Source organism: Rhizobacter fulvus, assembly GCF_964020785.1.
This window is the reverse complement of record NZ_OZ224516.1, coordinates 1,176,603-1,192,847: the sequence shown is the minus strand read 5'-3', so window position 1 is coordinate 1,192,847 and position 16,245 is coordinate 1,176,603. Positions and strand designations below refer to the sequence as shown.

Annotated in this window: 16 protein-coding genes; 11 read left to right on the top strand and 5 right to left on the bottom strand. The window is 69.2% G+C overall.

Going from position 1 to position 16,245, the window contains the following annotated elements; genetic code table 11:
- Positions 1-4 precede the first annotated feature (4 nt).
- The 4 genes from ACWH49_RS05750 to ACWH49_RS05735 are packed head-to-tail and all read left to right on the top strand — an operon-like array spanning position 5 to position 1,937.
- Positions 5-115, top strand: a complete 111-nt coding sequence (locus tag ACWH49_RS05750; RefSeq protein ID WP_235580399.1) for a cytochrome oxidase small assembly protein — start codon at positions 5-7, stop codon at positions 113-115.
- 22 nt (positions 116-137) lie between these two features.
- Positions 138-785, top strand: coding sequence for a cytochrome c oxidase assembly protein (locus ACWH49_RS05745; RefSeq protein WP_448170592.1), 648 nt, complete (start codon positions 138-140; stop codon positions 783-785).
- Entirely contained in the window at positions 782-1,012 is a 231-nt protein-coding gene (locus ACWH49_RS05740; RefSeq protein ID WP_448170591.1) for a DUF2970 domain-containing protein, read from the top strand. The genes ACWH49_RS05745 and ACWH49_RS05740 overlap by 4 nt, the downstream gene beginning before the upstream one ends.
- A 40-nt stretch (positions 1,013-1,052) precedes the next feature.
- On the top strand, positions 1,053-1,937 hold the full coding sequence (locus tag ACWH49_RS05735; RefSeq protein WP_448170590.1) for a cytochrome c oxidase subunit 3: 885 nt from the start codon (positions 1,053-1,055) through the stop codon (positions 1,935-1,937).
- A 61-nt stretch (positions 1,938-1,998) separates the two neighbouring features.
- Here the strand turns inward: ACWH49_RS05735 and ACWH49_RS05730 are convergent, their stop codons facing one another.
- Positions 1,999-2,220 carry a twin transmembrane helix small protein gene (locus ACWH49_RS05730; protein ID WP_200947121.1) on the bottom strand — a complete coding sequence of 74 codons (222 nt, stop codon included), beginning with the start codon at positions 2,218-2,220 and terminating at the stop codon, positions 1,999-2,001.
- 30 nt (positions 2,221-2,250) lie between these two features.
- On the opposite strand from ACWH49_RS05730, the gene ACWH49_RS05725 reads away from it, so the two are divergent.
- The 5 genes from ACWH49_RS05725 to ACWH49_RS05705 are packed head-to-tail and all read left to right on the top strand — an operon-like array spanning position 2,251 to position 6,377.
- Positions 2,251-2,997 (top strand): SURF1 family protein, encoded by a 747-nt coding sequence (locus ACWH49_RS05725; RefSeq protein ID WP_448170589.1) that lies wholly within the window; start codon positions 2,251-2,253, stop codon positions 2,995-2,997.
- Entirely contained in the window at positions 2,984-3,661 is a 678-nt protein-coding gene (locus tag ACWH49_RS05720; RefSeq protein ID WP_448170588.1) for an SCO family protein, read from the top strand. The genes ACWH49_RS05725 and ACWH49_RS05720 overlap by 14 nt, the downstream gene beginning before the upstream one ends.
- A 5-nt stretch (positions 3,662-3,666) precedes the next feature.
- Entirely contained in the window at positions 3,667-4,821 is a 1,155-nt protein-coding gene (locus ACWH49_RS05715) for a COX15/CtaA family protein (RefSeq protein ID WP_448170587.1), read from the top strand.
- Positions 4,822-4,842: 21 nt separating this feature from the next.
- Entirely contained in the window at positions 4,843-5,766 is a 924-nt protein-coding gene (gene cyoE, locus ACWH49_RS05710) for a heme o synthase (protein WP_056465114.1), read from the top strand.
- Positions 5,763-6,377: an SCO family protein gene (locus ACWH49_RS05705; RefSeq protein WP_448170586.1), complete on the top strand. Its 615-nt coding sequence runs from the start codon at positions 5,763-5,765 to the stop codon at positions 6,375-6,377. Before cyoE ends, ACWH49_RS05705 begins: the two co-directional genes overlap by 4 nt.
- 65 nt (positions 6,378-6,442) lie before the next feature.
- Here ACWH49_RS05705 and rpoH read toward each other — a convergent pair whose 3' ends face one another.
- Positions 6,443-7,372 (bottom strand): RNA polymerase sigma factor RpoH, encoded by a 930-nt coding sequence (rpoH, locus tag ACWH49_RS05700; RefSeq protein ID WP_448170585.1) that lies wholly within the window; start codon positions 7,370-7,372, stop codon positions 6,443-6,445.
- Between the two features lie 194 nt (positions 7,373-7,566).
- On the opposite strand from rpoH, the gene ACWH49_RS05695 reads away from it, so the two are divergent.
- Positions 7,567-9,612, top strand: a complete 2,046-nt coding sequence (locus ACWH49_RS05695; protein ID WP_448170584.1) for an ATP-binding protein — start codon at positions 7,567-7,569, stop codon at positions 9,610-9,612.
- A gap of 66 nt (positions 9,613-9,678) precedes the next feature.
- On the top strand, positions 9,679-10,596 hold the full coding sequence (locus ACWH49_RS05690) for a recombination-associated protein RdgC (RefSeq protein ID WP_448170583.1): 918 nt from the start codon (positions 9,679-9,681) through the stop codon (positions 10,594-10,596).
- A 12-nt stretch (positions 10,597-10,608) separates the two neighbouring features.
- On the opposite strand, the gene ACWH49_RS05685 is transcribed toward ACWH49_RS05690, so the two are convergent.
- The 3 genes from ACWH49_RS05685 to ychF all read right to left on the bottom strand — a co-directional run bounded on the left by ACWH49_RS05685 (position 10,609) and on the right by ychF (position 16,213).
- Positions 10,609-11,649: an NAD(P)H-dependent flavin oxidoreductase gene (locus ACWH49_RS05685; RefSeq protein WP_448170582.1), complete on the bottom strand. Its 1,041-nt coding sequence runs from the start codon at positions 11,647-11,649 to the stop codon at positions 10,609-10,611.
- A 128-nt stretch (positions 11,650-11,777) separates the two neighbouring features.
- Entirely contained in the window at positions 11,778-14,990 is a 3,213-nt protein-coding gene (locus ACWH49_RS05680; protein WP_448170581.1) for a PAS domain S-box protein, read from the bottom strand.
- Positions 14,991-15,121: 131 nt separating this feature from the next.
- Entirely contained in the window at positions 15,122-16,213 is a 1,092-nt protein-coding gene (gene ychF, locus ACWH49_RS05675) for a redox-regulated ATPase YchF (RefSeq protein WP_448170580.1), read from the bottom strand.
- Between the last annotated feature and the right edge of the window lie 32 nt (positions 16,214-16,245).

Genomic DNA, 16,245 nt, shown 5'->3' with positions numbered 1-16,245 from the left:
CGCCATGACGCCGGAACAGAAGAAAAGCAACCAGCGACTGGGCCTGATCCTGGGCGCGATCGCGGTGCTGATCTTCGTCGGCTTCATCGCGAAGAGCGCGCTGGTCGGGATGTGAGCGCGTTCGCTGCCCGTTGACCATGTCCGACGCCGACACTTCACGACCCGCCGACGCCGCGCTGCGCCGCGACAACCGGCGCATGCTCGGCAAGCTGGTCGTCGTCGCGGCGGTGATGGCCGGCTTCGGCTACGCGCTGGTGCCGATCTACAACACGATCTGCACCGCGCTCGGCATCAACGTGCTGTCGCTGGCCGAGATCGACGTGCAGGGCGGCAAGCGCGCGGATTACAGCGGCGCCAACACCCAGGTCGACAAGAGCCGCACGATCACGATCGAGTTCGACGCCAACGCACGCGGTCCGTGGGAGTTCGCACCCGAGAAGCGCTCGGTCGATGTCCACCCGGGCGAGCTGACGACGGTGATGTACACGTTCCGCAACGTCCAGAACCGCACGATGGCGGCGCAGGCGATCCCGAGCTACGCGCCGATGCAGGCGATGCCGTACTTCAACAAGCTCGAGTGCTTCTGCTTCAACCAGTACACGCTGAAGCCGGGCGAAGAGAAGAAGTGGCCGGTCGTGTTCGTGATCGATCCGAAACTGTCGAAGGACGTGCGCACGATCACGCTGTCGTACACGTTCTTCGAGGTCGGCGGCCGGGTTCCGGCCGAGCCGGCCGGTCGGTCGGCCGCGACGACAGTCGCCGCGCCCGCGGGGCCGCGGTCATGAGCGGCGAGCTGAAGGATGCGGTGCGCCGCAAGGGCTCGTTCATGCAGACGATGAAGGCTGTCGCGTGGTCGTTCTTCGGCGTGCGCAAGGGCGCGGACTACGAGAAGGACCTGAACCAGCTCAACCCGGTCCACCTCGTGATCGCCGGCGTGATCGGTGCGGCCCTGTTCATCGCGGCCTTGCTGCTGCTGGTGAATTGGGTGCTCGCGAGCGGCGCGGCCAAGTAGCTACCAACCAAATTCGAACATCGGGAATCCAGGAGAAAACATGTCGGCAGCGACTACCCACGGCAAGACGCCTTACTACTTTGTCCCCGCGCCTTCGCACTTTCCGGTGCAGGCGTCGTTCGGCCTCCTGCTGGTCATCTTCGGCGCCGGCCAGTGGATCAACGGGCACGGCTGGGCGATGTGGGTGCTGCTGGCCGGCTTCGCCATCTGGGCGTTCGTGCTCCAGGGCTGGTTCCGCACCGCGATCGGCGAAAGCGAGAGCGGCCTGTACAGCGACCGGATCGATGTCTCGTTCCGCTGGAGCATGAGCTGGTTCATCTTTTCGGAGGTGATGTTCTTCGGCGCGTTCTTCGGCGCGCTCTACTGGACCCGCCTGCATGCGTTGCCGAACCTCGGCAGCCTCGAAAACGCCGTGTTGTGGCCCGATTTCCGCGCGATCTGGCCGAGTTCGGGCGCCGGCATGACCGGCTCGCCGGCCAACATCGTCGACCCGTTCACGACGATGGGCCCGTGGCCGATCCCGACCATCAACACGCTGCTGCTGCTGACCTCCGGCGTGACGCTGACGATCGCGCACCATGCGCTGGTCGCCGGTCATCGCGCGAAGACGATCTTCTGGATGTGGTGCACGGTGCTGCTGGGCGTCACCTTCCTCGCCTTCCAGATCTACGAATACCACCACGCGTACACCGAGCTGAACCTGAAGCTGTCGTCGGGCGCCTATGGCTCGACATTCTTCATGCTGACCGGCTTCCACGGCTTCCACGTGTTCGTGGGCATGCTGATGCTGCTGTTCATCACGATCCGCCTGATGAAGGGCCACTTCACGCCGCAGCGCCACTTCGGCTTCGAAGGCGCGGCCTGGTACTGGCACTTCGTCGACGTCGTGTGGCTCGGCCTGTACATCGTCGTCTACTGGCTCTGACGCTTCGAGCCGCCAACAAGACAAACGCCGCTGAACGCGGCGTTTGTTTTTGGGTCGATGACTACTTGCCGAGCGGGATCCCGGTCGGATGGATCCAGCCGGCCCACCAGCTGAACAGCACGCATGCGAACAACAGCACCGACAACCCGACCCGCAGCGCCAGCGCCCGCATCATGTTGCCCGTCTTCGGCTTGCCGTCGCGACCGTCACGCAGCATGAACACGCCCGCCATGGCGAGTGCGCCGAGGATGCCGACGAAGGCGAACGCGATGAGGTACTTCATGCGCACCGATTATCCGCCGCGAGGTCGCCGATGGCGCTGAGCGGGAAGGGCCGTGCCGCGGTCGTGCTGGTCGCGACGCTGATCGGCGTGGCGGTCACCGCCAATCTCGGCGCCTGGCAACTCCGGCGCGCCGCGCAGAAGATCGCGCTGCAGGACGCGCTGGACTCGCGCGCCCGACTGAGCCCGCTGGGCGCGGCCGAACTCCCGCGCAGCGCCGACATGGTCGAGGCGCAGCACTACCGGCCGGTGCACCTGCGCGGCCGCTGGCTGCCGGAGCGCAACGTCTTCCTCGACAACCGGCAGATGAACGCGCGCGTCGGCTTCTACCTCGTCACGCCGCTGCAACTCGAGGGCCGGCCGGAGGTGGTGCTGGTGCAGCGTGGCTTCGTGCCCCGCGACCTGCGCGACCGCACGCTGCTGCCGCGGGTCGCAACACCCGCCGGGCCGGTCGACGTGGAGGGCCACATCGCCCCGCCGCCGGCGCGGCTGTACGAGTTCGCGCCGTCGGCGAACGGGCTGATCCGGCAAAATCTCGACCTCGGCGAGTTCACGCGCGAAACCGGCCTGCCGCTGGCACCCCTGTCGGTGCTGCAGGCCGATTCCCCGAGCACCGCAGGCGACGGCCTGCTGCGCCAATGGCCGCGACCCGCGGTCGATGTTCAAAAGCACTACGGCTACGCGTTCCAGTGGTTCGCGCTGGGTGCGCTGATGGCAGGTCTGTATGTCTGGTTCCAACTCGTCCGCCCCCGCCTCCGGAGGCACGATGCCCGAGCGTGATTCGCCGCTGAGCTTCACCGTCCATTCGATGGCCGCCCCGGCGCTCGACGGCGACGCGACGCGTCGCACGAAGAGCGGCCGCCTGAAGATGCTGCTGGTGCTGGCCATCTGCGCCGCGCCGGTGATCGCGTCGTACCTCACCTACTTCGTGATCCGGCCGGAGGGGCGCACGAACTACAGCGAACTGATCCAGCCGCAGCGCCCGTTGCCGGGGACGCTGCCATTGACCGACCTGCAAGGCCGGGCAGTGAGCCCCGAGAGCCTGAAGGGGCAGTGGCTGCTGGTCGTCGTCTCCAACGCGGCCTGCGACGCGGCCTGCGAGAAGCACCTGTGGCTGCAGCGCCAGCTGCGCGAGACGCTCGGCCGCGACGCCGACCGGGTCGACAAGCTGTGGCTCATCACCGACGGCGCCACGCCTCGCCCCGAAACCTTGGCCGGCGTGACGACCAACACCGACGCGACCGTGCTGCGCGTGCCGCGCCCCGCGCTCGCGGCCTGGTTCGAGCCGGCGGCGGGGCGGACGCTCGAAGATCATCTCTACATCGTCGACCCGCTCGGCAACTGGATGATGCGGGCGCCACCGGACGCCGAGCCCGCGAAGCTCAAGTCCGACGTCGTCAAGCTGCTCCGCGCCTCCGCCGGCTGGGACAAGGCAGGGCGCTGAAGGACATGGCCTCCCCGGCACCTTACGACCTGGGCCCGCTGCTCGCGATCGTCGCGTTCGGCGCGGTGCTGGCGCTGCTGCCGTTCGCGTGGGTCTGGCGGCGCGCGCGCGGGCAGGGCCTCGCGGCACGACTGCAGGCGCTGACCGTGCTGACGCTGTTCCTCACCTTCGACCTGGTGCTGTTCGGCGCCTTCACGCGGCTGACCGATTCCGGCCTGGGCTGCCCGGACTGGCCGGGCTGCTATGCGAGCGCCAGCCCGCTCGGCGCGCACGCCGAGATCCACGCGGCGCAGACGGCCCTGCCGACCGGCCCGGTCACGCACGGCAAGGCCTGGATCGAGATGATCCACCGCTACCTCGCGACCGGCGTCGGTGCGCTGATCGCGCTCCTCGCCATCCTGGGCTGGGTCGCTGCACGGCGCAAGGCGCTGCCGATCTCGCCGTGGTGGGCGACCGCGACGCTGGTCTGGGTCTGCGTGCAAGGCGCGTTCGGCGCGCTCACCGTGACGATGAAGCTCTATCCGGCCATCGTCACCGCGCACCTGCTCGGCGGATTGACGCTGCTGGTGCTGCTGGCCGTGCAGAAGGAAGGCTACAAGCCCGTGCCGCTGTCCCTGTCGCCCCGCTTGCGCGCTGCCGCGATCGCGATCGCCGTGCTCGGCGCGCTCCAGATCGCGCTCGGCGGCTGGGTCAGCACCAACTATGCGGTGCTCGCCTGCCGCGACTTCCCGACCTGCCAGGGCGCATGGTGGCCGCCGATGGACTTTGCGCATGGTTTCGCGCTGCTGCGCGAACTCGGCGAGGGGCGCGACGGGGGCGCGCTGTCGTTCGAGGCGCTGACCGCCATCCACTACGTCCACCGTCTCGGCGCCTATGTGGTGCTGGCGGCGCTCGCGGGGTTCGCGTCGGCGCTGCACGCGACCGGCGACCCCGCGCTGCGTCGCTGGGCCCGCGGCGTTGCCGCGATCGCGGTCTGGCAGCTCGCGACCGGCCTCAGCAACGTGTTGCTCGGCTGGCCGCTGCTGGGGGCGGTCGGCCACACGGCTGGCGCCGCGGCGGGCGTCGTGATGTTCTCGATGCTGTTGACGCGAGCCCGACAGTCGGGCCCGGCACGCGCGTCGCAGGGTCTGCGCCATCGCCCGCTGCGGCCGGCTCCGTAAAATGCGCCCCTCGCACCGCCCATGACCGATACCGTCGCCCCTTCTCCCGCCGCTCCCGTCGGCGCCACCTCGCTGCCGTCCCGCGCGCGCCAGTTCTATGCGCTGACCAAGCCGCGCGTGGTGCAGCTGATCGTGTTCTGCGCCGTCATCGGCATGCTGATGGCCGTGCCGGGCCTGCCGGACCTGACGCTGGCGCTCGCTGCCACCGCCGGCATCTGGCTCGTTGCCGCCGCGGCTGCCGCGTTCAACTGCCTGGTCGAGCAGCGCATCGACTCACGCATGGCACGCACCGCGTGGCGGCCGACCGCGCGGGGCCAGCTCACCAACACGCAGACGCTCACGTTCTCGGCGCTGTTGTGCGCGGCCGGCAGCGCGCTGCTGTACTTCTGGGTCAACCCGCTGACGATGTGGCTGACCTTCGCCACCTTCGTCGGCTACGCGGTCGTCTATACCGTGCTGCTCAAGCCGATGACGCCGCAGAACATCGTGATCGGCGGCGCCTCGGGCGCGATGCCGCCGGTGCTCGGCTGGGCCGCGATCCGCGGCGACGTGGGGCCCGAGGCGCTGATCATGTGCCTGATCATCTTCCTGTGGACGCCGCCGCACTTCTGGGCGCTGGCGCTCTACCGCGTCGAGGACTACCGCAAGAGCGGCCTGCCGATGTTGCCGGTCACGCACGGCGCCGAGTTCACGCGGTTGCAGGTGTTCCTGTACACGCTGGTGCTGTTCGCCGGCACGCTGCTGCCGTTCATCCAGGGCATGAGCGGCGTGATCTACCTCGTGGCCGCGCTGCTGCTGAATGCCGGCTTCGTCGGCTACGCATTCAAGCTGTGGCGCGACTATTCCGACGCGCTCGCGCGCAAGACCTTCCGCTTTTCAATCGTCTACCTGTCGCTGCTGTTCGCAGCCCTGCTCGTCGATCACTATCTGAGGCCGCTGCTGTGAATCACCTGCGTCGATCCGTCCTGCTCGCCGCCGCCCTCGGCGTGGCCGCTCTCACCGGCTGCGACAAGCTCGGGCTCGGCAAGCCGCCGGCGCCGCAGTTCAAGGGCGCCGACATCACCGGCGTCGACTACGCGAAGACGCTGGCGCTGCCCGATGCCAACGGCCAGCCGCGCACGCTCGGCGACTTCAAGGGAAAGGTCACGGTGATCTTCTTCGGCTACACCCAGTGCCCGGACGTCTGCCCCACGACGATGGCGGAGCTCGCGCAGGTCAAGAAGGCGCTCGGCCCGGACGGCGACAAGCTGCAGGCGGTGTTCGTCACGATCGACCCCGAGCGCGACACACCGGAGATCTTGAAGTCGTACATGGCCAGCTTCGACCCGAGCTTCGTCGCGCTGCGCGGCACGCTGGAGCAGACCAAGGCGGCGGCCAAGGAGTTCAAGATCTATTTCGAGAAGGTGCCCGGCAAGACCGAGGGCAGCTACACGATGGACCACTCGGCCGGTGCGTTCGTGCTCGACGCCAAGGGCAACGTGCGCCTGTTCGAGCGCTACGGTGCCGGCGCGGAAGGATTGACCGCCGACGTCAAGGCGCTGATCGCGCAGGGCTGAAGTTCGATCCGCCCGGGCAAGAAAGAACGGCCCCGCGGGGCCGTTCTTCATGGGGCGTTCCAGCGTCAGACGCTTTCCGCCAGGGCCTTGCGCATCTTCTTCATCGCCGCGACCTCGATCTGGCGGATCCGCTCGGCGCTCACGCCGTATTCCGCCGCCAGGTCGTGCAGCGTCATGCCGCCCGAGCTGTCGTCGTTGACCTTCAGCCAGCGCTCCTCGACGATGCGGCGGCTGCGGGCGTCGAGTGCGTCGAGCGCGAGCGCGATGCCGTCGCCGGCCAGCCAGTCGCGGTTGCGCGCCTCGAGCACGCGCGTCGGCTCGCTGGCCTCGTCGGCCAGATAGGCGATCGGCGCGAAGCTGGCGTCCTCGCTGTCGTCGGTCTGCGGCTCCAGCGCCACGTCACCGCCGGACAGGCGCGTTTCCATCTCCAGCACCTCCTCGCGCTTGACGTTCAGCGTGCGGGCGAGCGTGTCGACCTCGCCCTGGGTCAGCGTGTTGCGGTGCGTGTCGACATCGAGCGCGTCGTCCTTCAGGCTCTGCTTCATCGAGCGCAGGTTGAAGAACAGCTTGCGCTGGGCCTTGGTCGTCGCAACCTTGACCATCCGCCAGTTCTTCAGGATGTACTCGTGGATCTCGGCCTTGATCCAGTGCATCGCGTAGCTGACCAGGCGAACGCCCTGGTCCGGGTCGAAACGCTTGACGGCCTTCATCAGGCCGACGTTGCCTTCCTGGATCAGGTCGCCGTGCGGCAGGCCGTAGCCCAGGTACTTGCGCGAGATCGAGACGACCAAGCGGAGGTGCGAGAGCACCAGCTTTCCGGCGGCCTCGAGGTCGCCGCTGGCGCGCAGGCGGGTCGCGTAAGCGATTTCCTCCTCGTGCGTCAGCAACGGAACGCGGTTCGCCGCCGTGATGTAGGCGTCGAGGTTGCCCAGCGACGGCACCAGGGCCCACGGGTCGCGGACGGTCAGAGCAGCAGTGGCAGTGGAAGTGTTCATGGAGAGATCAGACACGCCGAACCCCTTTCAAGTTCCGCAAATATTAGCACTCGTGGGGTGGGAGTGCTGATCGGCTTCAACTATCGCGACGATCGTCTGGTCATGATGTCACACCGCAGTGCGAGGAGGGTCTCCAAGTGTGTGGTCACTGACATCTGCGGCTACGAAGGGCGGTTGGTCGTCTGGCGACACCGATGAGAAGTCTTGCCGCATCGGTTCAGGACCGGTCCATCCCCGGGCGACCCGGCCTCCAGAATGACGGCGTGGCTGATTTCGACTCCTTCGACGCGATGACAGCCTCGGAGTTGCTGGCCCGGGTGCACGAGCTTTTCGGCAGTGGCGGCCGCGGCGACACCCCGATGGCGCGGCTGGCCGACAAGGCGCTCGAGCGAGCACGCGACACCGGGGACGCCGAAACACAAGCGCTGGTCCTCTACTTTCGTCTGATCGGTCAGGTTCGCCTGCTGTCGGAGAGCGAGATGCTCGCCCGGGTGGGCGCGGCGCGCGCGGAGTGCGTGGCGCTCGGCGTCCAGCGGGGCGTGTGGATGATGGACGATCTCGCCGCCTGGACACGCTTGACGCATGGGCATCACATGGAGGCCATCGCCATGTGCGAGCGGCTCGCCCGGATCCCGACCGACACGCGTCCCGCTTTCGAGCGCAGCATCACCGCCCACCACCTGGCCGTCGCCAACCAGTACACCGGCAACCACGACGACGGCTTGCGGTGGTTCTATCGATTCCTTCAGCTCGCCGAGGACGCCGGCCACCGCAGGTGGCTGGCCGCGGCATGCCTCGAGTTGGGCGGCTTCCTGCTGGAGGACACCTTGAATCCGGAGCAGGCGCTGCCGCACCTGCAACGGGCGCGCGCGATCTGGCGCGACTACCCGCCAGCACCGACCGCGTTCATCGCCACGGCGCACACGATCGAGGCGCTCGACCTGCTGGGCCGACCCGAGGAGGCCCATGCCGTCTTCGTCGAGGACACCAACGCAGAGGGCGCCCTGCCGATGCTCGAAGCGAGCCGCACGCGCATGGCGATCGCCTTGATCGGCGTGGGTCGGCTCGACGAAGCCCAGGCCTGGCTGGATCAGGTGCGTCCCGAGTACACGCACATCCGCAGGAACGAATACCCGTTCGGGCCGACCGTGCCGGTCCGCCTGCTGTGCGCGCAAAAGCGCTTCCAGGAAGCGCGAGCCTTGGCCGAGGCGGAACGCGATCGCATCGTCATCCACAAGCTCGCGGCCTACGACCGGGTTCAGCTGCTGGATCACCTGCGGGAAGCCTGCGAAGCGCTCGGCGACACCCAGGCGGCGGCCGAGGCCGCCACCGCAGCCCGGGATGCCTGCCTGCCGCTGGTGAACGTCTCGGCGCGCGCTCGCTACCTGGCGAGCCAGATCGAACGCGATCCGGCGAACGCGCCCCGGCTGTCGGCGCTCGACCTGCGTCGCCTGGACGCCATCGAGCGGGAGGTGAAGGCACAGGCCAGTTCGGCGCCGTCGCCCCGGCTGCCCCGCTTCCTGGCCCACGTGGTGCATGAGCTGCGCAGCCCGGTCGGCGGTGTCATGGGCATGAGCTCGCTGCTGCTGATGTCGGCGCTCGACGAGAAGCAGCGGCGGTTCACGACGGCGATCAATTCCTCCGCCGCGACGCTCGAACGGCTGATCAACGACGTGCTGGACCTGTCGAAGCTCGAGAGCGGGCGCTTTCAACTGAACCCGCAGCCCTTCGCTCTCGAGCCCTGGCTGGCACAGGTCACCGGCCCCTATGTCTCGATGGGACTGGCCAAGGGCGTGGCCGTGAACGTCGACCCGGCCCCCGATCTGCCCCGCGAGCTGCTCGGGGACGTGTTGCGCATTGGCCAGGTGCTGGTCAACCTGATGTCGAACGCGCTCAAGTTCACGCGGGCCGGCTGGATCGACGTGCGCATCCGCAACGGCGGGGGCTCGGCACCCGGCGTGGTCCGGCTGCGATTCGAAGTGCAGGACACCGGCATGGGCATTTCGGCCGAGGCCCTGGGGCGCCTTTTCCAGGAGTTCGAGCAGGCCAACGAGACCATCGCGCAGGACTACGGCGGAACCGGCCTGGGCCTGGCGCTCAGCAAGCACCTTGTCGAGCTGATGCAGGGGCGGATCGGCGCCCGCAGCGAACCCAATGTCGGCAGCCTGTTCTGGTTCGAGCTGGACCTTCCGGAAGCGGTCTGCCCGACCCGCAACGCGGCCGCCACGAACCGGGATTGATTGCGAGGACAATCGCGCCTCCCGCGCCGGCGTCCGCCGCGCCTCCCCTTTCAACGAGAGGTCCGTTTGTTCAAGAATCTGATCGTGTACCGCATCGGCCCGGGCTGGGCCGCCAACAGCGCCGAGCTCGAAGCCGGGCTGGAGAAGATGGTCTTCGTCGAATGTGGCGCGACCCAGCCGGTCTCGGCCGGCTGGGCGCCGCCGCGCGGCGTCGCGCACGCGCCGCTGCTCGAATCGGTCGGCGGCCAGTGGCTGATGAAACTGGTGATCGAGCAGCGCGTCGTGCCGTCGGCCGTCGTCAAGCGCCGGGTCGACGAGCGTGCCGCGCAGATCGAACAGGCCACCGGCCGCAAGCCCGGCAAGAAGCAGCAGAAGGAGCTGAAGGAAGAGGTGCTGCTCGACCTGCTGCCGCAGGCCTTCACCAAGCAGGCCGCGATCCGCGTCTGGCTGAACCCCAAGGACCGGCTGCTGATGATCGACGCCAGCAGCCCGGCCAAGGCGGACGACGTGGTCACGCAGCTGGTCAAGGCCGCCGAGGGCCTGGCGCTGACGCCGCTGCACACCGCGCAGTCGCCGGCCGCGGCGATGTCGGAGTGGCTGACGACCGGGGACGCGCCAGCCGGCTTCAGCATCGATCGCGAGTGCGAACTGAAGTCGCCGGACGAGAGCAAGTCGGCGGTGCGCTACGCCCGCCATGCGCTCGACATCGAGGAGGTGCGCCAGCACATCGCCGGCGGCAAGGTGCCGACCCAGCTCGCGCTGACCTGGCAGGGCCGCGTCTCGCTGCTGCTGACCGAGGCGATGCAGGTCAAGAAGATCGCGTTCCTCGAAGGCGTGTTCGAAGGCGGCAGCAAGCCGAAGGCCGACGAGGCATTCGAGGCCGATGCAGCCATCGCCACCGGCGAACTCGGTAAGCTGGTTCCCGACCTGATCGACGCGCTCGGCGGCGAGCACCAGCCGGGCGTGCCGGCGCTCGCGGCCTGACGCCGCTGCGAATTACCAGCCTGCGGCCAGCGCGCGGGTGATCTCGGCCGCGGGCACCGCCCGGCAGCCGCTCGGGTTCTGGCCCGACCACAGCGGCGAGAAGTCGCCGCTGCCCGCGCGCTCTGCCGCGGCGCGCAGCGGCGCGATCGCGGCCGTGCCGAGCGGGAAGGCGGGTGCCGCGGCGTTGATCGGCCCCAGTTCGCGCATCAGCCGGTTCACGATGCCGCGCGCCGGTCGGCCCGTGAACAGGTTGGTCAGCGCCGTGTGCTCGGCCTGCGGGCTCTGCAGCGCGGCGCGGTGCAACGCGCTGGTCGTGGCCTCCGGGCACAGCAGGTAGGCGGTGCCGACCTGCACCGCGGACGCGCCGAGCGCACGGGCCGCCGCCACGCCGGCCGCATCGGCGATGGCGCCGGCCGCGATCACCGGTACCCGCACCGCGGCCACGATGCGCGGCAGCAGCGCGAACGTGCCGAGCTGCGTGGTCAGGTCGTCGCTGAGGAAGTTGCCGCGGTGACCGCCGGCTTCGACACCCTGGGCGATCACCGCGTCCACGCCGTGGGCCTCGAGCCAGCGCGCCTCGGCCACCGTCGTGGCCGAAGCCAGCACGGTCGCGCCCCACGCGCGCACCCGCGCCAGCGCATCGGCCGGGGGCAGCCCGAAGTGGAAGCTGACGACCGGCGGGCGAAACTCGGCCAGCACGTCGGCGTATGCGGCGTCGAACGGCGCGCGGCCGGCGCCCGCGCCGACCGTGGCGGGATCGATGCCCAACTCGGCGTAGTACGGCGTCAAGGTCTTCCGCCATGCGGCCTCGCGCGGCGCGTCGATCGCCGGCGGCGTGTGGCAGAAGAAGTTGACGTTGAACGGCCGGTCGGTCTGCGCGCGGATCGCAGCGAGCTCGGCGCGCATCTGCTCGGGCGACAACATCGCGCATGGCAGCGAACCGAGGCCGCCGGCGTTGCACACGGCGATCGCGAGCGCGCTCGTCTGGACGCCGGCCATCGGCGCCTGGATCACCGGCAGGTCGGTGCCGAGAAAGGCCTGCAGCGTGCTCATCGGGTCGCTCCGGTGGTCGTCATGCCGCGGTTATAGCGAAACGGCCGCGGGAACCCCAGAGTTCCGACGCGACACGCAGCGGCCGAGAGTCCAACCCACGCTGGTCGGCGTGCAGGGCGACCCGGGCCTCAGCTGAACCGGGTGTCGACCCGTTCGAGCAGGCTGTCGACGACCGAGAGCAGCTCCGCCACGTTGACCGGCTTGGTCAGGTAGTGGGTGCAGCCGGCCTCATAGGCCGCGTCGATCTGCTGCGCGAGCGCATCGGCCGAAACGATCACGATCGGGATGTCGGCGCTGTACGGGTCGTGCTTCAGGTGGCGCAGCAACTCCATGCCGTTGATGTCCGGCAGGTGCATGTCGAGCAGCACCAGGTCGGGCCGCCGCGCGCGGATCGCGGCCAACCCGTCGAGGCCGGTGATCGAGACCTGCAGCTCCACCTGCGGCCGCTGCGCCAGGATGCCGCGCATCACCTCGACGTTGGTCTCGTTGTCCTCGACGTAGTGCACCAGGCGGCGGTGGTAGTCCGCCGTCTCGGGGGCGAGCGTGCCGAGGTCGGAGCGCACCGTGTCCGGATCGGCGGAGCACGGCAGTTGCAGGATGAACGACGAGCCCTGGCCGGCCACGCTGTGGGCGCGCAGCGAGCCGCCCATCAGTTCGGCCAGGCGCTGGCTGATGACCAGCCCGATGCCGGTGCCCTGCTGCGTCGAGCGCTCGCGGCCGAGCCGGTTGAACGGTTGGAACAGCTCGGCCAGCTGCTCCGGCGTCATGCCCAGGCCGGTGTCGGTGACGACGATCTCGAGCGCATCGTCGCCCACCAGCCGCGTTGCGACGTGGATGCGCCCGCCGTCGCCGTTGTACTTCACCGCGTTGCTCAGCAGGTTGGTCAGGATCTGCTTCACGCGGGTGGCGTCGCCGAGCAGCGTCGAGGTGCCGGGCGCGAACTCGCGCGAGATCGCGATGCGACGCTGCTGCGCGTCGCCCTCGACCATCGCGACGGTCGCGTCGAGCAGCTCCACGAGGTTCAGCGTCTCGATCTGCAGCCGCAGGTTGCCCGATTCGATGCGTGACAGGTCGAGCACGTCGTTGATCATTTCGAGCAGGTGCCAGCCGGCCTGCTGGATCTGCGTGACCCACGGCCGCTGCGCATCGGTGAGCGGGTGCCGCGGGTCGAGCTCGAGCAACTGGGCGAAGCCGAGCATCGCGTTCAGCGGCGTGCGCAGCTCGTGGCTCATGCGCGAGAGGAACTCGCTCTTCGCGCGGTTCGAGGCCTCGGCGGCCTCGCGGGCGCGCTCCGCTTCCTCGAGCTTCAGGTGCTCGGTGACGTCCTCGACGACGCCGACGATGCTGCGCGGCTTGGCGTTGGCGTCGCGCAGCAACGAGACCGTGGCCTGCACCCACACGATCTCGCCGTTGCGCGCGATGTAGCGCTTGTGATGGCGGTACATCGGGATCTCGCCGCGCACCAGCTGCGACATCAGCTCCACGTCCTGCACCAGGTCCTCGGGATGCGTGTAGTCCGCCAGGCTGAGGCCGAGCAGTTCGTCGGCGCTGTAGCCGGTCAGCTCGCAGAAGCGCGGGTTGGTCTGCTTCACGTTGCCGCGCAGGTCCGTGTAGATCACGCCGATCGGCACGTTGTTCAGGATGTTGCGGAAGCGTTGCTCGCTTTCGCGCAACGCCGCCTCGGCGACGCCGCGCTCGCGCACCTCGGCCTGCAGCGCGGCGGTGCGCTCGCGCACCGCCGTCTCGATGCGCCGCGTGCGGCCGGTCACGGTGAGCAGGAACCCGCCGAGCACCGCGGTCGACAGCAGGCCGACCAGCGCGAACAGCCAGACGTCCGCGCTGTGCACCGCCGGCAACTGGCCCTCGACCGGCGTCACGCGCACTTCCCATTGGCGACCGGCGTAGCTCAACGGGCGCGTCAACTGCAGGCGCGAGGCGCTGGTCTCGCAGCCCACTGCGCCGGCAAGCCGGTGCGGCGGGCCGCCGGGCACCGTCTCGCTCAGGCACAGCGCCAGGTAGGCGGGCAGCTGGGTGGACAAAGCCTGCAGCTGCGCATCCATCCGCAGCACCACCGCGACGGCCCCGCGCATCGCGGCCGCGCGCTCGGCCGGCGGCGGATCGATCGGCAGGTAGATCGCCTGATAGACGACGACGCCGTATTCACCCTCGGTCTTCGCCGACTGGGTGAGCCGGAAGCCTCCGCTCGCTGCCGGCAGGCCGGTGCTTCGGGTGGCCTCGACCGCCGCGCGCGCGGCGGGCACCGACAACACGTTGACGCCGAGCGCCCCGGTGTTGCCGGCCAACGGCTCGATCAGGCGCAACGCCAGCACGTCGTCGGTCGGGTTGCCGGCCTGGCCCGATGGCGTGGGCGCGCCGGCGTCGTTGCGATCGAACACGGCGTAGCGCTCGCGTGCGTCCTCGGTGCGGACGCGCGCCTCGAAAGCCGCGACCTCGTCGCGGCGCAGCCGCACGTTCCAGGTCATCGCCTGCAGCCGGCCCGGCGCCAGCCAGGCGGCGCTGGCCAGGTGCATTTCGGCGGCCGTCACATCGTCGGACGCGATGAACACGCCGCGCAGCGCCTCCAGCGCCTGGAGCGGCTCGCGCAGCTGCGCGTTCAGCGCCTGCACCGCGTTGGCGGCGTCGTGGTCGAAGGCGGTCTGCACGCGCTCGTTGTTCCACTGCACGATCTGGCGGATGCCGAGCGCCAGCATCAGCGTGACCAGCCCCATCGTCAGCCCGACGCTCAGGCGTCGCGGTGCCCAGGCGTCACGGGGTCGGCCGAACAGCGTCAGCATGATCGGCGCAGCGATCAGCACGCCGAGCAGGTCGCCAATCCACCAGGTCGCGAGGTTGGCGGGCAGCTCGGTGGTCAGGACCGCGCCGGCAGTCCACAGCGCGGCATTGGCGACCACCGTGTTCACCAGCCCCGAAACGACGCCGATCAGCAGGAACCCCGCGATGTCGCGCGGCTCCGACAGCGTCAGCGGCCGCTGCAGGTGGCGCTTGACCAGGCGGGCGCCGACCAGCGCCTGCAGGCTGGCGCCGATCGCGATCGCGAGCGGCACCGCGACCGTCATCGGGCTCAGTGGCTGGCGCGACAGCATCAGCGACAGGTTCACGACCAGCGAGCCGAGCAGCACCGCCGGCAGCACACGCCGGCCAAAGACCAGCAGGCTGGCCAGTGCGATCCCGGCGGCCGGGTAGAGCGGTGCGGCGAAGCCGGGCGGGATCGCCAGCGGCAACGCCGCCAGACCGCCGATCGCGTACAGCAGAGCCGTCAGCGCGAACGCGGCGGTGCGGGAGAGCGGGGGCTCGTCGGTGGTTGAGGCGTGGTCGGGCAAGCGGCGGGCACCGTTCGGGGGGCGGGCGGCCCGGTCGTGCGAGCCGTCAAACCCCTGGATTCTGCGCGGCTTGGAGGCCCGCCGCGCTGCCGTTATTCACATTTCGTTGAAACAAATCGGCAACGGGCGGGTTACACGTTGAACAGAAAGTTGAGCACGTCGCCGTCCTTGACGACGTAGTCCTTGCCTTCGGCACGCATCTTGCCGGCGTCCTTCGCCCCCTGCTCGCCCTTGAAAGCGACGAAATCGGCGAACGCGATCGTCTGCGCACGGATGAAGCCGCGCTCGAAATCGGTGTGGATCACGCCGGCCGCCTGCGGCGCGGTGTCGCCGATGTGGATCGTCCACGCGCGCACTTCCTTCACGCCGGCGGTGAAATAGGTTTGCAGTCCCAACAGCGTGAACGCGGCACGGATCAGCCGGTTCAGGCCCGGCTCGGTCTGGCCCATCTCGCCGAGGAACATCAGCTTGTCCTCGTCGTCCATTTCCGACAGCTCGGCTTCGGTCTTGGCGCAGATCGCGACGACCGGCGCGCCCTGGCCGTCGGCGTAGGCGCGCAGCTTGTCGAGGTACGGGTTGTTCTCGAAGCCGTTCTCGTCGACGTTGCCGACGAACATCGCCGGCTTGGCGGTGATCAGGCACAGCGGCTTGACCAGCACCATCTCTTCCTTGCTGAACGCGACGGTGCGCACGGGCTTGCTGTCGTTCAGCGCGGTCATGCACTTCTCGAGCACCGCGACGATCTTCTGCGCTTCCTTGTCGCCCGAGCGGGCGACCTTGTTGTAGCGGTGCAGCCCCTTCTCGACCGTGCTCATGTCGGCCAGGCACAACTCGGTCTGGATCACCTCGATGTCGGAGATCGGGTCGACCTTGCCGGCGACGTGGATGACGTTCTCGTCGTCGAAGCAGCGCACCACGTTGACGATCGCGTCGGTCTCGCGGATGTGCGCGAGGAACTGGTTGCCCAGGCCTTCGCCCTTGGACGCGCCGGCCACCAGGCCCGCGATGTCGACGAACTCGACGATCGCCGGGACGATGCGCTCGGGCTGGACGATCCTGGCCAGTTCCTGCAGCCGCGGGTCGGGCAGCTCGACGATGCCGACGTTCGGCTCGATCGTGCAGAACGGGTAGTTCTCGGCCGCGATGCCGGCCTTGGTCAGGGCATTGAACAGGGTGGACTTGCCGACGTTGGGCAAGCCCACGATGCCGCACTTCAAACTCATGGGGGTCTTTCTGGAGGGCCCGGCAATGCCGC

What these genes read in the sequence shown, in the direction of transcription:
- ACWH49_RS05745 (WP_448170592.1), top strand. Translation starts at nt 138, where the DNA reads ATGTCCGACGCCGACACTTCACGACCCGCCGACGCCGCGCTGCGCCGC.
- ACWH49_RS05685 (WP_448170582.1), bottom strand. Translation starts at nt 11,649, where the DNA reads ATGAGCACGCTGCAGGCCTTTCTCGGCACCGACCTGCCGGTGATCCAG.
- rpoH (WP_448170585.1), bottom strand. Translation starts at nt 7,372, where the DNA reads ATGAACACTTCCACTGCCACTGCTGCTCTGACCGTCCGCGACCCGTGG.
- ACWH49_RS05750 (WP_235580399.1), top strand. Translation starts at nt 5, where the DNA reads ATGACGCCGGAACAGAAGAAAAGCAACCAGCGACTGGGCCTGATCCTG.
- ACWH49_RS05735 (WP_448170590.1), top strand. Translation starts at nt 1,053, where the DNA reads ATGTCGGCAGCGACTACCCACGGCAAGACGCCTTACTACTTTGTCCCC.
- ACWH49_RS05715 (WP_448170587.1), top strand. Translation starts at nt 3,667, where the DNA reads ATGGCCTCCCCGGCACCTTACGACCTGGGCCCGCTGCTCGCGATCGTC.
- ACWH49_RS05720 (WP_448170588.1), top strand. Translation starts at nt 2,984, where the DNA reads ATGCCCGAGCGTGATTCGCCGCTGAGCTTCACCGTCCATTCGATGGCC.
- ACWH49_RS05725 (WP_448170589.1), top strand. Translation starts at nt 2,251, where the DNA reads ATGGCGCTGAGCGGGAAGGGCCGTGCCGCGGTCGTGCTGGTCGCGACG.
- ACWH49_RS05740 (WP_448170591.1), top strand. Translation starts at nt 782, where the DNA reads ATGAGCGGCGAGCTGAAGGATGCGGTGCGCCGCAAGGGCTCGTTCATG.
- cyoE (WP_056465114.1), top strand. Translation starts at nt 4,843, where the DNA reads ATGACCGATACCGTCGCCCCTTCTCCCGCCGCTCCCGTCGGCGCCACC.
- ACWH49_RS05730 (WP_200947121.1), bottom strand. Translation starts at nt 2,220, where the DNA reads ATGAAGTACCTCATCGCGTTCGCCTTCGTCGGCATCCTCGGCGCACTC.
- ACWH49_RS05695 (WP_448170584.1), top strand. Translation starts at nt 7,567, where the DNA reads ATGAGAAGTCTTGCCGCATCGGTTCAGGACCGGTCCATCCCCGGGCGA.
- ychF (WP_448170580.1), bottom strand. Translation starts at nt 16,213, where the DNA reads ATGAGTTTGAAGTGCGGCATCGTGGGCTTGCCCAACGTCGGCAAGTCC.